Here is a 16,464-nt window from a genome sequence, read left to right on the forward strand (position 1 = left end):
TATGAATCAAAGTGAAGCATCGTGCTTCTCATTTTTTATTCTGCATTCATTTCTTTTGGCAAATGAATATTTTTCAGGCCGTCATTGACTTTATTAAGAAGGTGAATCAGAGTAATGGCATCATCAAAAGTCAGCTTGTTCAAAGCCTGTCCATAAAAATCAAAAAAATCATTCTGCAAACTATCCCAGGTTTTAAAGCCTTCGCTGGTCAGCGCGACATTTTTAGCACGTCTGTCTTGCTCACTGATAATCCGTTCAACCAGACCATCACGTTCCAGACGTTTTAAAACTGCGTCCAGATTTTGCCGGCTTACACCGAGGTATTCGGTCAAATCAGAAAATGACATCCCTGATTTTACCCGCGGCCGAGACAAGGCTCCCAGTACAGCCCAATGCACTGGAGAAATTCCCAGTTCATTCGAGCATTTGCGATCCAGCGTATTCCCCACCTGAAACAGCCTGAAAAAAAGTCTATTGTGGGCAGAGTATAAGGATTGATCATATTTTTTTGACACAGTATCACTCATTTGATAAGCCACCCAGCTCAACACGTTTAAATAAAAAAGAGTATAGCTTAGAGCTCACTCGCATAAATCGAATTCCAGATTGCAGCGCGCATGTAGAACCCAAGTACACTGGCACCATATTAACTTGAGAAATCATGATTTTTTTCTCTTTATTCAGTCAGCTTGATTGAATGAAGCAACATAAAAAGTTTTTTCGATTCAGGTTGCATTATTCTGAAAATGAGCCTGTGATTGATAGTGCAAATCTAAGAGTAAAGCTGATATGTGTCAATGTCTTTAATTTGTTAAAATTATAAGTTATTGATAATAAGTTATAAAATAAATATATAAACTTATTTTATGTAAATATATTGACATAAAAATATTCTAATTCTATTTTAGTGATAACAGGCGATATATGAACAATAGTTAATCAGAATCAGATAAAAATATACCAGGGAGAGTTAAATGAAAGGGTTGAAGGATAAAGTCGTAATTGTGACCGGTGGCGCAGGTGGCATCGGTTCAGCAACCTGCCGCCGTCTGGCGGAAGAAGGTGCGAAAGTTGCGATCTTTGACATGAATATTGCAGCAGCAGAAAAACTGGCCGCAGAAATTAACCAGCAGAATGGCCAGGCCCTGGCTGTGCAGTGTGACATTACTCAAAATACTGTTGTGGAGCAGGCTGTACAGCAAGTAGAAGCCGAGCTTGGGCCGATTGATGGACTGGTCAATAATGCCGGTTGGGATATTTTCAAACCTTTTATCAAAACGAATCCGCAAGAATGGGAAAAACTGATTCAGATCAATCTGGTCGGTATGCTGAATATGCACTTTGCCGTTCTGAAAGGTATGGTCGAGCGCAATTCTGGCAGTATTGTTAACATTGCCTCTGATGCTGCCCGAGTCGGTTCTTCAGGTGAAGCGGTTTATGCTGCATGTAAGGGCGGACTGCTTTCATTCTCAAAAACACTGGCCCGTGAACATTCTCGTCATAACATTAAAATTAATGTGATTTGTCCGGGACCAACCGATACAGCCTTACTGGCAGGTGTCACCGAAGGTGCATCGAATCCAGAAAAATTACGTGAGGCTTTCACTCGTGCTATTCCACTCGGTCGTTTAGGTCAACCTGAAGATTTAGCCTCTTCGATTGCCTTCTTTTTAAGTGATGATGCCAGTTTTATTACTGGACAAGTACTCAGTGTTTCGGGTGGTTTAACCATGAGTGGTTAAGCAAAAACTGCTAGAAAATATGGAAAATAAAGTCAGACAGAGAAATACAGGAAGTAATAACAATGATTTTTGAAGATATCTTATACGAAGTAAAAAACGGTGTGGCATGGATTACGATTAACCGTCCAGAAAAAATGAATGCCTTTCGTGGTACGACCTGTGATGAATTAATCAAAGCCTTAAACAAGGCCGGCTATGACCGTGAAGTCGGTGCGATTGTACTGACTGGCGCCGGTGATCGTGCTTTCTGTACCGGCGGGGATCAATCCGCGCATGATGGAAACTATGATGGCCGTGGCACCATTGGTTTGCCAATGGAAGAATTACATACGGCAATGCGTGATGTGCCTAAACCGGTGATCGCTCGTGTACAAGGTTATGCGATAGGTGGTGGAAACGTATTAGCCACCATTTGCGATCTGACCATTTGTTCAGAGAATGCCATTTTTGGTCAGGTGGGCCCGAAAATGGGTTCAGTCGATCCGGGTTATGGCACAGCATATTTAGCACGTGTAGTCGGTGAGAAAAAAGCCCGTGAAATCTGGTATATGTGCCGTCGCTATACGGGCCAAGAAGCGGTTGCAATGGGTCTTGCCAATAAATGTGTACCCGCCGATCAACTTGATGCTGAAGTACAGGCTTGGGCCGAAGAAATCTGTCGGCGTAGTCCGACAGCCATCGCCATTGCCAAACGTAGCTTCAATATGGATACCGCACATCAGGCGGGGATTGCCGGCATGGGCATGTATGCACTAAAACTGTATTACGACACGGAAGAATCGCGTGAAGGCGTCAATGCACTCAAAGAAAAGCGCCAGCCTGAATTTCGTAAATTTTATAAATAAGGAAGATACAGCATGACTAAAAATCCTTATATTACGGAAGACTTAGAGTTTTTAGCAGAAACTGCTGAAAAGTTTGCGCAAAAATATATTGCCCCCGGTTTTTTAGAACGCGATCAAAGTCGGGTGTTTGATCGTGATCTGGTCAAAAAAATGGGAGAAATGGGCTTTATTGCACCAGAACTTCCTGAACAATATGGCGGCCAAGGCATGGGACGTCTGGCAGCAGGCATTATTCATGAAGCGGTAGCCAAAGCGGATTTAAGTTTTTCCTATATTAATTTGCTGGCTTCTTTGAATGGCCAGATTCTGGCGGAACATGGTCAACCCGAAGTGGTTGAACCGTGGCTGAAGAAACTGACCGCCGGTGAAGCAATTTTTTCGATTGCCTTGACTGAGCCGCGTGGCGGTTCAGATGCTGCGAACCTGCGTTTAAAAATCGAACGTGACGGCGATGAATATATCATTAATGGCGAAAAAACCTCGATTTCTGCAGCCGATCAGGCCGATGCTTCGGTGGTGTTTGGCCGTACTGGTGCCCATGAGGACGGCGCACATGGCGTGACAGCACTTCTGGTTCCCATGAATTTATCTGGCATTAGCACCACGCGTTTTGACTGTCATGGGCAACGTGCCATTGGTCGCGGTTCAATCTTCTTTGATAATGTTCGCGTTCCGGTCAATCATCGCTTAGGTGATGAAAACAAAGGTTTTGTGCAGGTCATGCAAGGCTTTGACTTTTCACGTGCCTTGATTGGTTTACAGGTTCTGGCTGTTGCACGTGTCAGTCTGGATGAAGCCTGGGAATATGCGGCGCAACGTGAAGCCTTTGGTCAGCCCTTAACAGCATTTCAAGGCGTGTCGCATCCATTGGCCGAGTATGAAACCCAGGTAGAGGCCGCGCGTTTACTCTGTCTGCAAACCTTATGGCTCAAAGACAATCATCTGCCACATACTTCCGAAGCTGGAATGTGTAAATGGTGGGGGCCAAAACTGGCCTATGACGTGATTCATCAATGCTTATTGACCTTTGGTCATGCCGGATATGACCGTGGTGTGATGGAACAGCGCATGCGTGATGTACTCGGCTTCCAGATTGGTGACGGAACAGCGCAGATCATGAAAACCATTATTGCGCGTAAAAAAGCAGGACGCAAAGCGGTACCGGCTTAGCTCATATTGAGCTCAGCCCTGGCCGATATAATTAAAATCAGGAGTAACCGAATGGAATTCGATGCAGTTCTTATAGCTTCCAGAAAAGAAAAAATGCTGAAAGAAGGCTACTGGTTAAATAAAACCATTATTGATTCTCTGCGTCAGACCATCGACAAGAATCCAGATAAAACCGCACTGGTCGGTTTTAAAGTGGAAGATCAAACGGAGCAAGTGTTTAGCTATCAGGATCTCTGGAACATGACCAATAAAATTGCTTTAGGTTTAAAGCAATTGGGTGTGGCTAAAAATGATGTGGTCTCGTGTCAGTTGCCGAACTGGTGGGAATTTACCTTGCTGTATCTGGCCTGTAGCCGCATCGGCGCCGTACTGAATCCATTGATGCCGATTTTCCGGGAACGGGAACTGGAATTCATGCTGAAACATGGTGAAGCCAAAGTATTTATCGTACCAAAAAGCTTCCGTAATTTTGATCATGAACAGTTGGCAAATCACTTAAAGACTAAAATTGAGACCTTGCAACATGTGGTGGTGGTCAATGGTCTTGAAGAGAATAATTTTGATCGGGTATTGGTCAATCATGGTCTTGAGCAAGATTCTTCCGCCGTTACAAACCTAGATCAGCTTGAAGCTCGTCCTGATGATATTACCCAGCTGATTTTTACCTCAGGCACTACCGGTGAGCCGAAAGGGGTGATGCATACCGCCAACACTTTATTTTCCAATATTGTTCCCTATGCAAAACGGCTACATTTAAATCAAAATGATGTCGTGTTAATGGCTTCACCAATGGCGCATCAAACCGGCTTTATGTATGGCCTGATGATGCCGATTGAACTGAATGCCAAAGTGGTTTTGCAAGATGTCTGGGATGTATCGCAAGCAGTCGATTTAATTCATCAGCATCAGGTCAGCTTTACCATGGCCTCTACACCATTTCTGAACGATCTGTCCACTACAGTGGCAGAACGGCATGATCAGGTCAGCAGCCTGAAAACCTTCTTATGTGCCGGCGCACCAATTCCAGGGCCGTTAGTCCAAAAAGCACGGGAAACTTTGGGCGTTAAAGTGATTTCCGCCTGGGGCATGACCGAATGTGGCGCAATCACCACCACACGACCTGAAGATAATGATGAACGTTCTTTTAGCACCGATGGTATTGCTCTACCGGGCGTAGAAATCAAAATCGTCAACAAAGCGGGGGAGATTAAGCCCTTCAATGAACCGGGACGATTAATGATTCGTTCATGTTCAAGTTTTGGCGGTTATTTAAAGCGCGCGCATTTAAATGATACCGATGCAGAGGACTGGTTTGATACAGGAGATATCGCCTATCAGGATGAGCAAGGCTATATCAGGATTTGGGGACGTAAAAAAGATGTGATTATTCGCGGTGGAGAAAACATTCCGGTGGCGGAAATTGAATCGCTGCTTTATAAACACCCGAATATTGCCGTCGTGGCACTGGTGGCCTATGCTGATGAACGACTGGGCGAAAGAGCCTGTGCCATTATCAAGCTCAAAGATCCGGCTCAGCCCGTGGCACTGAGCGATATTGTCAACTTCTTGAAAACCCATAATCTGGCAGTGCAATATATTCCTGAGCGTTTAGAGATTTGGGAAGATATTCCGATGACGCCATCTGGTAAAATTCAGAAATTTAAGCTTCGCGAACTTCTGGCCAATCATATTGCTTCAGCCAATTGATCTTTAAAGATAAACTCCTGAAATATATTCAGGAGTTTTTGCTATAGATTGAAATGGGAAGCCAAACCTTAAATTGATTTATCGCGTTATTTTAATAACTTCAATAAAGCTTCAGCTGTCACAGCCGAAGAGGCAGGATTTTGTCCGGTAATGAGCAGACCATCTTCTTGGACATAAGCCTGCCAATCATCAGCTTTGGAATATTGGCCACCTTTTTCTTTGAGCATGTCTTCCACTAGAAATGGCACAATATCGGTCAGGCCCACGCCGTCTTCTTCGCTATTACTGAAACCGGTGACCGATTTACCTTCGACAATCGAGCGACCTTCAGCATCTTGAACATCACGAAGTACGCCCGGCGCATGACAAACCAATGCCACAGGTTTATTGGCCTGCAAAGTCTGCTCAATCAAGGAAATAGAGTTCTGGTCTTCGGCTAGATCCCATAATGGACCATGACCACCGGGATAGAACACTGCATCAAAATCCTGATTTAAGACTTCACTTAATTTATATGTATTGGCAAGCTGCTGCATGGCCACTTCATCTGCTTCAAAACGCTGGGTGGTTTCAGTCTGTGCATCCGGTTCATTACTTTTTGGGTCTAAGGGCGGCTGGCCACCCGCAGGAGAAGCCAGAATTAGCTCTGCACCTGCATCAACAAAGCTATAGTAAGGTGCAGCCAGTTCTTCCAGCCAGAATCCGGTTTTCTTTCCGGTATCGCCAAGCGTGTCATGTGAAGTCAGAACGATCAGAATTTTCATATTATTTTCCTGTATCTCATTAAATATTGCGAATGGCTGCTTGTTAATTTAACAAGTCGCGGGCATCAGGAATGTTGTGATACGTTCATTTGCTGTATCGATACGTTTGTGTTTGAGTTGAATTAACTTAAGGCTGTATTTATGAAGCGAACAGTTTTTTAAGCGCAATTATCTGCCCATTAACAGGTCTTGCTGAAGGTCCGCCTGTTTACGCAGAAAATCCCAGACCAGTTTAATTTTCGGTTCGTGTTGCAGATCGACCAGCGTCAGCATCCAGAAAGTGTGGGTAAAACTGACCTGATCGCCCAGAACCTGTTGCAGTTCGCTTTTATCATGGGCCAAAAATTTCGGTAAAATAGCTAGCCCGGCACCGGCACTGACCGCAATTTGCTGGGCCAGAATACTGTTACTGCGAAAACAGGCAGTCAATTGCAGCGGTAAACGTTCCAGCGAATACAGGGCCGAGCTATAGACCAGATCATCAATATAATCGACAAAACGGTGCTGCTTGAGGTCTTCCAGTTTTTTAATTTGCGGATTTTTCTGTAAATAATGCTGACTGCCATACAGTTTTAGACAGTAATTCGACAGACGGGTAATGATATAGGGGCCCGATTTGGGCCGGTCAATCGCAATTACAATATCGGCTTCACGATGCGAAAGTTTGATCGCTTTCGGCACCGGAATCAGGTCAATGGTCAGTAAAGGGTAGTGCTGGGAGAACTCGGCCAGTAAGCGCGCTAAAAATGCCGTTCCAAAGCCTTCTGGAGCACCAATCCGAACCCGGCCTTGCAAGGGATCGTTGCGTTTGTCAATCTGGATAAAGGATTGTTCCATCAGTTCCACACGCGGCACCAATGCCAGACCTTCCGAGGTCAGCTCATACCCTGTCGCTTCGCGTTTAAACAGTTGCGTGCCAAGGGTATTTTCCAGCGCCTGAATCCGCCGTGCCACGGTACTGTGTTCCACCCCAATCAAGCGTGCTGCATTGGTGAGCGTTTTGGCACGTGCCAAAACCAAAAAGAAACGTAAATGATCCCAATCTACTTTCATCTTCTATTTAACATCCTGTTAAATCCCTGTGCATATTTGCACATCTATCGTGCATCAATTTCTATTGGTGGTCAAAGTGTTCTTTGTTAGTCTGCTGAAACAGCGTAAAAATAATACGTTTAAAACAGCCAGTAAAGGCAGACACAACGACAATAACAAACCAGCACGGAGCGACCATGAACGCCATTCATCATCCACAGCAAAGTACCGGATTCACCACCGCAAAACTCCTCATTAATGGTGAATTTGTCGAATCAAAAACCAGTCATTGGCAAGATATTATCAACCCTGCCACTCAAGAAGTTTTGGGTCAGGTACCATTTGCAACTGCAGAAGAAGTCAATGCCGCGATTGCTGCCGCACAAAATGCCTTTGCCAGCTGGCGCCAAACCCCGATTCAGGCACGTATGCGGATTATGTTGAAGCTGCAGGATCTGATTCGTACTAACTTAAAAAGTATTGCCCAAGTATTAACGGCGGAACAGGGCAAAACCCTGGCTGATGCCGAAGGTGACATTCAGCGTGGCTTAGAAGTGGTGGAGCATGCCTGTTCTATTGGTTCACTACAAATGGGTGAATATGTTGAAGGTGTGGCACGTGGGGTCGATACCTATACCTTGCAGCAACCACTCGGTGTTTGTGCGGGAATTACGCCGTTTAACTTTCCGGCGATGATTCCACTGTGGATGTTCCCGATGGCGATTGTCTGCGGTAATACCTTTGTCTTAAAGCCCTCGGAACAGGATCCGCTATCGACCATGATGCTGGTGGAACTGGCAATTGAGGCAGGCGTACCTGCTGGTGTGCTGAATGTAGTGCATGGCGGTAAAGAAGTGGTGGATCTGCTGTGTACCCATCGTGACATCAAAGCCATTTCCTTTGTCGGTTCAACCGCTGTGGGTACGCATGTCTACAATCTGGCCGGCCAGCACGGTAAACGTGTACAGTCGATGATGGGCGCGAAAAACCATGTCGTGGTGATGCCGGATGCCAATAAAGAACAGACCCTGAATGCGTTGGTGGGTGCAGCATTTGGTGCAGCCGGTCAGCGTTGTATGGCGCTTTCGGTGGCCGTGATGGTCGGGGACACCAAGCACTGGGTCGATGAACTGGTTAATAAAACCAAAACTTTGAAAGTTAATGCAGGCCATGAACCGAATACTGATGTTGGGCCAGTGATTTCGACCCGTGCCAAAGCCCGTGTCATCGATCTGATTAATAGTGGTGTTGAACAAGGCGCTGAATTGCTGCTAGATGGGCGTGATGTACAGGTTCTAGGCTATGAAAAAGGTAATTTTGTCGGACCAACGATTTTTAATCAGGTCACGACCGATATGCGCATTTATCAGGAAGAAGTATTTGGTCCGGTACTGGCGATCATACATGTTGATACTTTAGAACAAGCGATTGAGCTGATTAATGCCAATCCATTCGGTAACGGCGTTGGACTCTTTACCCAAAATGGCAATACGGCACGCACATTCCAGCACCAGATTGATATCGGTCAGGTCGGTATTAACATTCCAATTCCTGTACCTGTGCCGTTCTTCAGCTTTACCGGTTCGCGTGGTTCAAAACTGGGGGATTTAGGTCCTTATGGCAAGCAGGCAGTGCAGTTCTATACCCAGACCAAAACCATTACCAGCCGATGGTTTGAAGATGACCAGGAAACCACCGGTGTCAATACCACGATTAGCCTGCGCTAAGGAGTATCAGCATGAAGATTGCATTTATTGGTTTGGGCAACATGGGCGGCTCCATGGCACATAACCTGCTCAAGTCGGGCCATCAGGTTTTTGGTTATGACTTAAGTGCAGTGGCTTTACAGCATTTTGCAGAAGCGGGCGGTATCGTTTGTGACAGTCCACAAGCGGCCGCAAAACAGGCAGATTTTGTGGTCAGCATGTTACCTGCAGCCAAGCATGTACGTGAAGTTTATCTTGGTGAGCACGGTATTCTGAACGTGCTTCAGGCGGGCAGTTTGTGTGTCGACAGCAGTACCATTGACCCGCAAACCATTCAGGAAGTTGCTGCAGCAGCGCAGGCCAGACAGATTCGCGTCTGCGATGCGCCAGTCTCTGGCGGGACTTTGGGCGCCAAAGACGGTACCTTGACCTTTATGGTGGGTGCAGACGATGCCACCTTTGAGGCCGTAAAACCGGTCCTTGGCTGTATGGGCAAAAATCTGGTGCATTGTGGTGCGGTGGGAACAGGACAGGTTGCAAAAATCTGTAATAACCTGATTCTGGGGATTTCCATGACTGCTGTTGCAGAAGGCATGGCACTTGGGGCCAAACTGGGAATTGATCCGCAAGCACTAGCCGGGGTAATCAATAGTTCCACCGGACGTTGCTGGAGTTCTGAAATCTATAATCCCTGGCCGGATATCTGTGCCAATGCACCGTCATCACGGGGTTATACCGATGGTTTTGCAGCACAGCTGATGCTTAAAGATTTGGGCCTGGCTGTCGATGCAGCGCAACAGGTGGACCAACCGGTGGTTCTGGGTAGCATGGTGCAGAAACTCTATCAACAGCTTTGTCAGGAAGGGGATGCGCATCTGGATTTTTCCAGCATCATGCATCAATACACCACGCCACCTGCTTAAAACTTAAAATATCCAGATGGAGCAAGGATTCGCTTCATCAACAATACCTTGTCAGTAATAACGATAAATTCAGGCTGAGGTTTAACATGTTAGATTATCAAAAAACGATTGAAAATTTTGATTTAGATGCAGTGGCAAAGCAGTATCTGTCCGGTTCGATGCAGGCGCTGAACGCCTGTTATGAATGCTGCGACCGCCATGCAGATTCCGATGCAATTGCTTTGCACTGGTACGGTAAAGATGGCCGTAAAGAACAGTATAGCTTTCGCGAACTCAAGAAATACTCCAGCCAGTTTGCCAACTTTTTAAAATCTCAAGGCATTGGCAAAGGCGACCGCGTTTCCGGATTATTACCGCGGACTCCAGAGCTGATCATTACCATTTTAGCGACCTGGCGGATTGGTGCAGTGTATCAACCTTTATTTACTGCCTTTGGTCCCAAAGCCATTGAACATCGCATTCAGCTGGCGCAAAGCAAGCTGGTAGTGACTGATCTGGCGAATCGGGAGAAACTATCCGATCTTAGCGCTTGTCCCACGATCGTCACTGTACATGTCGAAACCGAGGCAGAGCGTTATCCACAAGACCTCAGTTTTTGGACGGTGTTAAACCGCCAGGCTGAAGGTTGTGAACTGGAAATGCTCAGTATCGATGAGCCATTTTTATTGATGTTTACCTCTGGAACCACTGGACCGGCCAAGCCCTTAAAAGTTCCACTTAAAGCCCTGATTGCTTTTGCCGGCTATATGCACAATGCCATCGGTCTAACCGAAAATGATGCTTTCTGGAATATTGCTGATCCGGGCTGGGCTTATGGCTTGTACTATGGGATTACCGGCCCGTTATTGCTCGGACACTCGACCCTGTTTTATGAGGGTGGTTTCAATGCCGAAAGTGTCTGCGACATTGTCAAGCAATATGGTATTACCAATCTGGCCGGTGCGCCGACCGCTTACCGCATGATGATGGCAGCAGATGCTGAACAGATGGCACAGCTACGGGGCAAGTTGCGCGTGGTCAGCAGTGCTGGAGAACCTTTAAACCCGGAAGTGATCCGCTGGTTTAAAGAGGTGCTGGATGTGCCAATTTATGACCATTATGGCCAGACTGAAGTCGGGATGGTGGTGTGTAATCATCATGCGCTACAACATCCGGTCCGTTCAGGTTCGGCAGGCTTTGCCAGCCCGGGTTACCGGATTGCAGTCGTCGATGAACAAGGTCATGAATTAACGGCTGACGTTCCGGGCGTCCTGGCAGTGGATATCAGTCAATCACCCATGATGTGGTTCTCGGGTTATGAAGAAAGCCGTAAATCGCCCTTTGTTGGACATTACTATTTAACCGGTGATACCGCGGAAATTCATGCTGATGGCAGTATGAGCTTTGTTGGACGTAGTGATGATGTCATTACCACCTCAGGCTATCGCGTGGGGCCATTTGATGTGGAAAGTGCCTTGCTGGAACATGATGCCGTGATTGAAGCAGCAGTCATTGGCGTGCCTGATCCTGAACGTACCGAAGTGATTAAAGCCTTTGTGATTCTGGCGAATAACTTTGCAGCTTCATCTCATCTGGAAGAAGAACTAGGCCAGTTTGTGAAAAAGCGTTTGTCTGCGCATGCCTATCCGCGCCTGATTGAATTCGTCACAGAATTGCCAAAAACCCCGAGTGGCAAGATTCAGCGTTTCTTACTGCGTAATCAGGAAATCAACAAGCAGCAGGTAAAGACCGCATAACTAGCCAAAGCCAGCAGATTGAATAAAAATATTAAATAAAGAGATTGAAGGAAGCATCCATGCAATTTACGGAAGAGCAACAACTGATTCAGGATATGGCCAAAAGCTTCGCTCAGGAACAGATTAAACCTTTTGCCGGCGAGTGGGATCAAAAAGGCATATTTCCTAAACAGACCTTGTCTCAAATGGGTGAGCTAGGTTTTTTAGGCATGCTGATTCCAGAAGAGTGGGGCGGTTCAGGTACAGGCACGCTGGCTTATGTACTGGCCCTCGAAGAAGTGGCAGCGGCAGATGGTGCAACGTCCGCCATCATGAGCGTACACAACTCGGTGGGTTGTGTGCCGATTCTCAAGTTTGGAACGGAACAGCAAAAGCAGCAGTTTCTAAAACCTTTGGCTCAAGGGCAAATGATTGGTGCCTTCGCCCTGACCGAACCGCATACCGGATCGGATGCTGCAGCGATTAAAACCCGGGCCGTGAAAGATGGCGATCACTACATTATCAATGGCGCCAAACAGTTTATTACCTCGGGTCATAATGCCGGGATGATTATTGTCTTTGCCGTGACCGATCCAACTGCGGGAAAAAAAGGCATGAGTGCATTTTTAGTGCCGCGCGACACGCCCGGTTATGAAGTGATTCGGGTCGAAGAAAAACTCGGTCTGCATGCTTCGGATACCTGTCAGATTGCTTTAACCGATGTCCGCGTTCATGAAAGTTTAAGACTCGGTGCAGAAGGTGAAGGCTTAAAAATTGCCTTGGCCAATCTGGAAGGTGGACGGATCGGCATTGCCGCACAAGCAGTGGGTCTGGCCCGCGCTGCATTGGAAGAAGCGACTGTTTATGCACATGATCGCGTGGCCTTTGGCAAACCGATTTTTGAACAGCAGGCGATTTCGTTCAGGCTGGCCAGCATGGCCACCGAAATTGAAGCGGCGCGACAACTGGTCCATTTTGCTGCACGTAAAAAGGAAGCAGGTGAAAGCTGTTTAACCGAAGCCTCTATGGCCAAACTCTTTGCTTCGGAAATGGCAGAACGTGTCTGTTCCAAAGCGCTGCAGATTTTTGGCGGTTACGGTTATCTGAAAGACTTTCCGATTGAACGCATTTATCGCGATGCGCGTATTTGTCAGATTTATGAAGGCACCAGCGATATTCAGCGTCTGGTAATTGCACGTAGTTTATAATTTTAAAGGGATTTTTATCATGCAATGGCAAACTATTTTACTCGAACAGCGTAACGGGGTCGGGCTAATTACTTTAAATCGTCCACAAGCCTTAAATGCCTTGAATAATCAATTGATCGTTGAAGTGAATCAGGCGCTGGATCAGCTGGAAAAAGACCCGCAGATTGGCTGTATTGTCATCACTGGTTCGGAAAAAGCCTTTGCTGCAGGTGCAGATATCAAAGAAATGGCAGATTTAAACTTTCCGCAAATTTATCTGGATGATTTTTTCAGTCTGGCCGACCGGATTGCCCAGCGCCGTAAGCCCTTAATTGCTGCGGTGAGTGGCTATGCCTTGGGCGGTGGTTGTGAATTGGCCTTAATGTGCGATTTTATTTACTGCGCTGATAATGCAAAATTTGGTTTGCCTGAAGTCACTTTAGGGGTATTGCCCGGCATTGGCGGAACGCAACGTTTAACCTTGGCGATTGGTAAAGCCAAAGCCATGGAAATGTGTCTGACTGCACGTCACATGGGCGCGCAAGAAGCCGAGCAAAGTGGGTTAGTGGCACGTGTCTTTGCCAAAGAAGAGTTACTAGAACAAACTCTGCAAGCTGCCGAAAAAATTGCTGAAAAGTCGCTTACGGCCGTGATGATGATTAAAGAATCAATTAATCGGGCTTTTGAAGTCAGTCTGGCCGAAGGTCTACGCTTTGAACGACGGATATTCCATTCCATTTTTGCCGGTGCTGATCAAAAGGAAGGCATGCAGGCTTTTGTCGAAAAACGCCCAGCCAAATTCACCCATCAATAAAACAAAAATAGGAAAATAAAATGAGTGATGAAAATAATTTAGCGATTCGGGTACAAGGACGTTTAGGCATTATCAGCCTGGACCGCACCAGTCATTTAAATGCCTTAACCCTGCGGATGATTCAAGGGATTCAGTCACAACTAGATCAGTGGCGCCATGATCCAGCGGTGCAAGCGATTCTGATCAATTCTAACAGTCCCAAGGCATTCTGTGCCGGAGGAGACATCCGTTATCTGTATGACAGCTATCAGGCAGGCAATACCCAATATCAGGATTTTTTTGCCACTGAATATAGCATGCTGAGCACACTGCGCAATTTTCCAAAGGCTGTCATCGTGATGATGGATGGTTATGTTCTGGGCGGCGGCTTTGGTCTGGCTCAAGCCTGTCATATTAAAGTGAGCAGTGAAAAATCACGCTTTGCCATGCCAGAAACCGCGATTGGATTTTTCCCGGATGTGGGAGCCACCCACTTTCTCTCCCGACTGGATGATGTAGGCATTTATATGGCGTTGACAGGGGAGCAGATCAGCAGCAGTGATGCGCTATATCTGGATCTGGTCGATTATCATGTACCGAGTGAAAATTTTGCTGAACTGGAAACCGCATTGATTGCTGCACCGGTATTAAATCAGATTGAAATCCAGAAAATCATCAGTGCGTACATTACCCATCCGGTAGAAAGCGAGTTGCAAAAACGTGCAGATCTGATTAGTCAGCATTTTGGCCATCCAAACCTCGATGAGATCGAACAGAGTTTGGTACATGCAAGTAGTGCTACCGATCAGGAGTGGGCCAATAAAATGCTGGTCATCTTGCAGCAACGTCCAGTCATGGCCAAGCAAACGAGTCTGAAGTTACAGCAGGCAGGACAAAATTTATCGCTGGAAAAATGTATGCAACTGGAGCGAGATCTGCAGGATGTCTGGTTGGAGCAAGGCGACTTTATTGAAGGTGTACGTGCACTGATTATTGATAAAGATAAAAATCCACAATGGCAAACCGATAATTCGAAATTTGAAAAAACGCTGGAAAAACTCTGGCCGGTTTGGACTCAACAGCGCGTAGAAAATACATATTAAAGATTCAGATTAAAAACCCTCTCATACGCAGTAATGAGAGGGTTTTTCGCCGAGCTTTCAACATAGGATTTTACCCTAACTTACTATTATTAATGGGATTTTTTCCTTTTCTTGCCACCGCCATCTTGCTTGTTGACAGTAGACCAGGCAATACGTTCGGCTTCCTCCTCAGAATGACCGCGTTCTTTTTCGCTTTCTTCAATATGTTCGGCCTGCCGTTTTTGTTTATCGGTATAGGCTGATTTGTCACCTCTAGGCATATTGCTGTCCTCATCAAGGTTGGCTGAAATTACTATAACAATGACCTGTTTCTATGGCGGTAAATATCTGTCATGTATTTGTTGAAATTATTTTATAAAACCAGCATCTTTTAAGTGATAGAAAACCTGAAGAATAAATGAATGAAGATAACGGTTCTCACTGACTGTTATCTTCAAATTCTAATTAACCGTTAATGATACTGCCTCCATTAACATGAATGACTTGACCGGAAATATAACTGGCTTCTTCACTCGCTAGAAATAAATACGCTGGTGCGACTTCACTAGGCTGGCCCATCCGACCCATGGGTGTCTGTTTACCGAACTCTTTGAGCTGTTCTTCATCAAAACTGCTTGGAATGAGGGGAGTCCAGATGGGGCCGGGTGCTACGCCGTTGACCCGGATCCCGGTTTTATTTTTTAACAAACTGGTGGAAAGACTGCGGGTAAATGTGGTGATGGCACCTTTGGTACTTGAGTAATCAATCAGTTCATCATGTCCATGATAACTGGTAATACTGGTGGTATTAATAATGCTGTCACCTTCTTGCATGTGCGGAATCACAGCCTGAGTCAAGTGAAACATCGACAGAATATTCACATTAAAGGTCTTAAAAAGTTGCTCAGGAGAAATATCGCTAATACTTTTTTGCGGATATTGAACCCCGGCATTATTGACCAGAATATTAATGGTTTTAAATTCCTGAAGCGTCTGCTCAACCATTTTCTTGATTTCATCTTGATCTTGTAAATCACACTTGATCAGTAAACAACGCCGTCCTGCATCCTCTACCATCTTTCTGGTATCTTGAGCATCCTGATCTTCATCCAGATAACAAATCACAATATCAGCACCTTCACGGGCAAACAAGACCGAGACTGACCGACCTATACCGCTATCGCCACCTGTGATCAGGGCGATTTTACCTTTAAGTTTATCGCTACCTTTATAATTCGGTTTGATGACTTCCGGTGCAGGATCCATTTTGGTTTGCACACCAGGTTGATGATCTTGAGTTTCAGTTGAAGCAGGGGTTTCAGGATAGTTATTCATGTTTTCCCTTTTTCTGTACAAAGTTTAGAAATATCTTAGAGGCTTTCTAGCTTTATGCATTCGGTCTCAACATTTAATAACAGAATGCATTCGAGATTTATCAATTATTCATAGAGCTGTGATTGACATGATTTTAAGTAAAACTAGATACCGCCATTGTCTAAATCTTAATAGAACAGAATACCGCCTATGGTTTACAGCATTCTATCTCTCACATTTTGAGCAACCATTTCTATCAGAGTTTTTATGTCCTTTTAGGATATGGCTCTAGATTTAATTAAGCATCTAAAATTATTGAATAAATTAATAATTATGATATTCATTAAAATTGATCTGGGCGGATTCAAGCGGCAAGTGCAACAGTATAAAAACCAGCCATAACATCACTAGGCGTATACCAACCTAGTGTTTTTCTAGGACGATGGTTGAGTGCAAATTCTATCTGCTCTATTTGTTCGTTTGA

General features: G+C 45.5%; 15 protein-coding genes and 1 pseudogene. 10 read left to right on the plus strand and 6 right to left on the minus strand.

The genetic code is table 11. The annotated features are described in order from the left end of the window. Positions 1 to 35 precede the first annotated feature (35 nt). Positions 36 to 527, minus strand: coding sequence for a MarR family winged helix-turn-helix transcriptional regulator (locus FTV29_RS09770; protein WP_005170960.1), 492 nt, complete (start codon positions 525 to 527; stop codon positions 36 to 38). A gap of 447 nt (positions 528 to 974) precedes the next feature. On the opposite strand from FTV29_RS09770, the gene badH reads away from it, so the two are divergent. The 4 genes from badH to aliA all read left to right on the plus strand — a co-directional run bounded on the left by badH (position 975) and on the right by aliA (position 5,464). Next, positions 975 to 1,742, plus strand: a complete 768-nt coding sequence (gene badH / locus FTV29_RS09775) for a 2-hydroxycyclohexanecarboxyl-CoA dehydrogenase (RefSeq protein WP_005096889.1) — start codon at positions 975 to 977, stop codon at positions 1,740 to 1,742. A gap of 62 nt (positions 1,743 to 1,804) precedes the next feature. Further along, a complete protein-coding gene (gene badI, locus FTV29_RS09780; RefSeq protein WP_005096888.1) occupies positions 1,805 to 2,587 on the plus strand; it encodes a 2-ketocyclohexanecarboxyl-CoA hydrolase in 783 nt (260 codons plus the stop codon). A gap of 12 nt (positions 2,588 to 2,599) precedes the next feature. Beyond that, the gene (aliB, locus tag FTV29_RS09785; RefSeq protein ID WP_005096887.1) at positions 2,600 to 3,757 is read left to right on the plus strand and encodes a cyclohexanecarboxyl-CoA dehydrogenase; all 1,158 of its coding nucleotides are present in this window, start codon (positions 2,600 to 2,602) and stop codon (positions 3,755 to 3,757) included. Positions 3,758 to 3,808: 51 nt separating this feature from the next. Beyond that, positions 3,809 to 5,464, plus strand: a complete 1,656-nt coding sequence (aliA, locus tag FTV29_RS09790) for a cyclohexanecarboxylate-CoA ligase (protein ID WP_180075438.1) — start codon at positions 3,809 to 3,811, stop codon at positions 5,462 to 5,464. An 86-nt stretch (positions 5,465 to 5,550) separates the two neighbouring features. Here aliA and FTV29_RS09795 read toward each other — a convergent pair whose 3' ends face one another. Together FTV29_RS09795 and FTV29_RS09800 are read right to left on the minus strand one after the other, a co-directional pair. Beyond that, positions 5,551 to 6,228, minus strand: a complete 678-nt coding sequence (locus FTV29_RS09795) for a type 1 glutamine amidotransferase domain-containing protein (protein ID WP_180075439.1) — start codon at positions 6,226 to 6,228, stop codon at positions 5,551 to 5,553. Positions 6,229 to 6,396: 168 nt separating this feature from the next. Further along, positions 6,397 to 7,281 carry a LysR family transcriptional regulator gene (locus tag FTV29_RS09800; RefSeq protein WP_005096883.1) on the minus strand — a complete coding sequence of 295 codons (885 nt, stop codon included), beginning with the start codon at positions 7,279 to 7,281 and terminating at the stop codon, positions 6,397 to 6,399. A gap of 176 nt (positions 7,282 to 7,457) precedes the next feature. Here FTV29_RS09800 and FTV29_RS09805 point away from each other — a divergent pair, with 176 nt between their 5' ends. The 6 genes from FTV29_RS09805 to FTV29_RS09830 all read left to right on the plus strand — a co-directional run bounded on the left by FTV29_RS09805 (position 7,458) and on the right by FTV29_RS09830 (position 14,687). After that, positions 7,458 to 8,987, plus strand: coding sequence for a CoA-acylating methylmalonate-semialdehyde dehydrogenase (locus FTV29_RS09805; RefSeq protein ID WP_180075440.1), 1,530 nt, complete (start codon positions 7,458 to 7,460; stop codon positions 8,985 to 8,987). A gap of 11 nt (positions 8,988 to 8,998) precedes the next feature. Then, positions 8,999 to 9,889 (plus strand): 3-hydroxyisobutyrate dehydrogenase, encoded by an 891-nt coding sequence (mmsB, locus tag FTV29_RS09810; RefSeq protein ID WP_180075441.1) that lies wholly within the window; start codon positions 8,999 to 9,001, stop codon positions 9,887 to 9,889. A gap of 86 nt (positions 9,890 to 9,975) precedes the next feature. Then, positions 9,976 to 11,625, plus strand: coding sequence for an AMP-binding protein (locus FTV29_RS09815; RefSeq protein ID WP_180001365.1), 1,650 nt, complete (start codon positions 9,976 to 9,978; stop codon positions 11,623 to 11,625). 59 nt (positions 11,626 to 11,684) lie between these two features. Next, a complete protein-coding gene (locus tag FTV29_RS09820; RefSeq protein ID WP_005096876.1) occupies positions 11,685 to 12,812 on the plus strand; it encodes an acyl-CoA dehydrogenase family protein in 1,128 nt (375 codons plus the stop codon). Positions 12,813 to 12,831: 19 nt separating this feature from the next. Continuing rightward, on the plus strand, positions 12,832 to 13,605 hold the full coding sequence (locus FTV29_RS09825; protein WP_005096874.1) for an enoyl-CoA hydratase: 774 nt from the start codon (positions 12,832 to 12,834) through the stop codon (positions 13,603 to 13,605). Positions 13,606 to 13,625: 20 nt separating this feature from the next. Then, positions 13,626 to 14,687 carry an enoyl-CoA hydratase/isomerase family protein gene (locus FTV29_RS09830; RefSeq protein ID WP_180075442.1) on the plus strand — a complete coding sequence of 354 codons (1,062 nt, stop codon included), beginning with the start codon at positions 13,626 to 13,628 and terminating at the stop codon, positions 14,685 to 14,687. A gap of 89 nt (positions 14,688 to 14,776) precedes the next feature. Here the strand turns inward: FTV29_RS09830 and FTV29_RS09835 are convergent, their stop codons facing one another. The 3 genes and pseudogenes from FTV29_RS09835 to FTV29_RS09845 all read right to left on the minus strand — a co-directional run. After that, complete coding sequence (locus tag FTV29_RS09835; RefSeq protein WP_005096870.1) at positions 14,777 to 14,947, minus strand: hypothetical protein; 171 nt, start codon at positions 14,945 to 14,947, stop codon at positions 14,777 to 14,779. A 184-nt stretch (positions 14,948 to 15,131) separates the two neighbouring features. Continuing rightward, the gene (locus FTV29_RS09840; protein ID WP_180075443.1) at positions 15,132 to 16,001 is read right to left on the minus strand and encodes an SDR family oxidoreductase; all 870 of its coding nucleotides are present in this window, start codon (positions 15,999 to 16,001) and stop codon (positions 15,132 to 15,134) included. A 343-nt stretch (positions 16,002 to 16,344) separates the two neighbouring features. Beyond that, a pseudogene (locus tag FTV29_RS09845) lies at positions 16,345 to 16,464 on the minus strand (IS30 family transposase); the annotation flags it as partial.

The sequence above is a fragment of the Acinetobacter sp. YH12254 genome, assembly GCF_013417415.1.
Lineage (GTDB): Bacteria > Pseudomonadota > Gammaproteobacteria > Pseudomonadales > Moraxellaceae > Acinetobacter > Acinetobacter pseudolwoffii.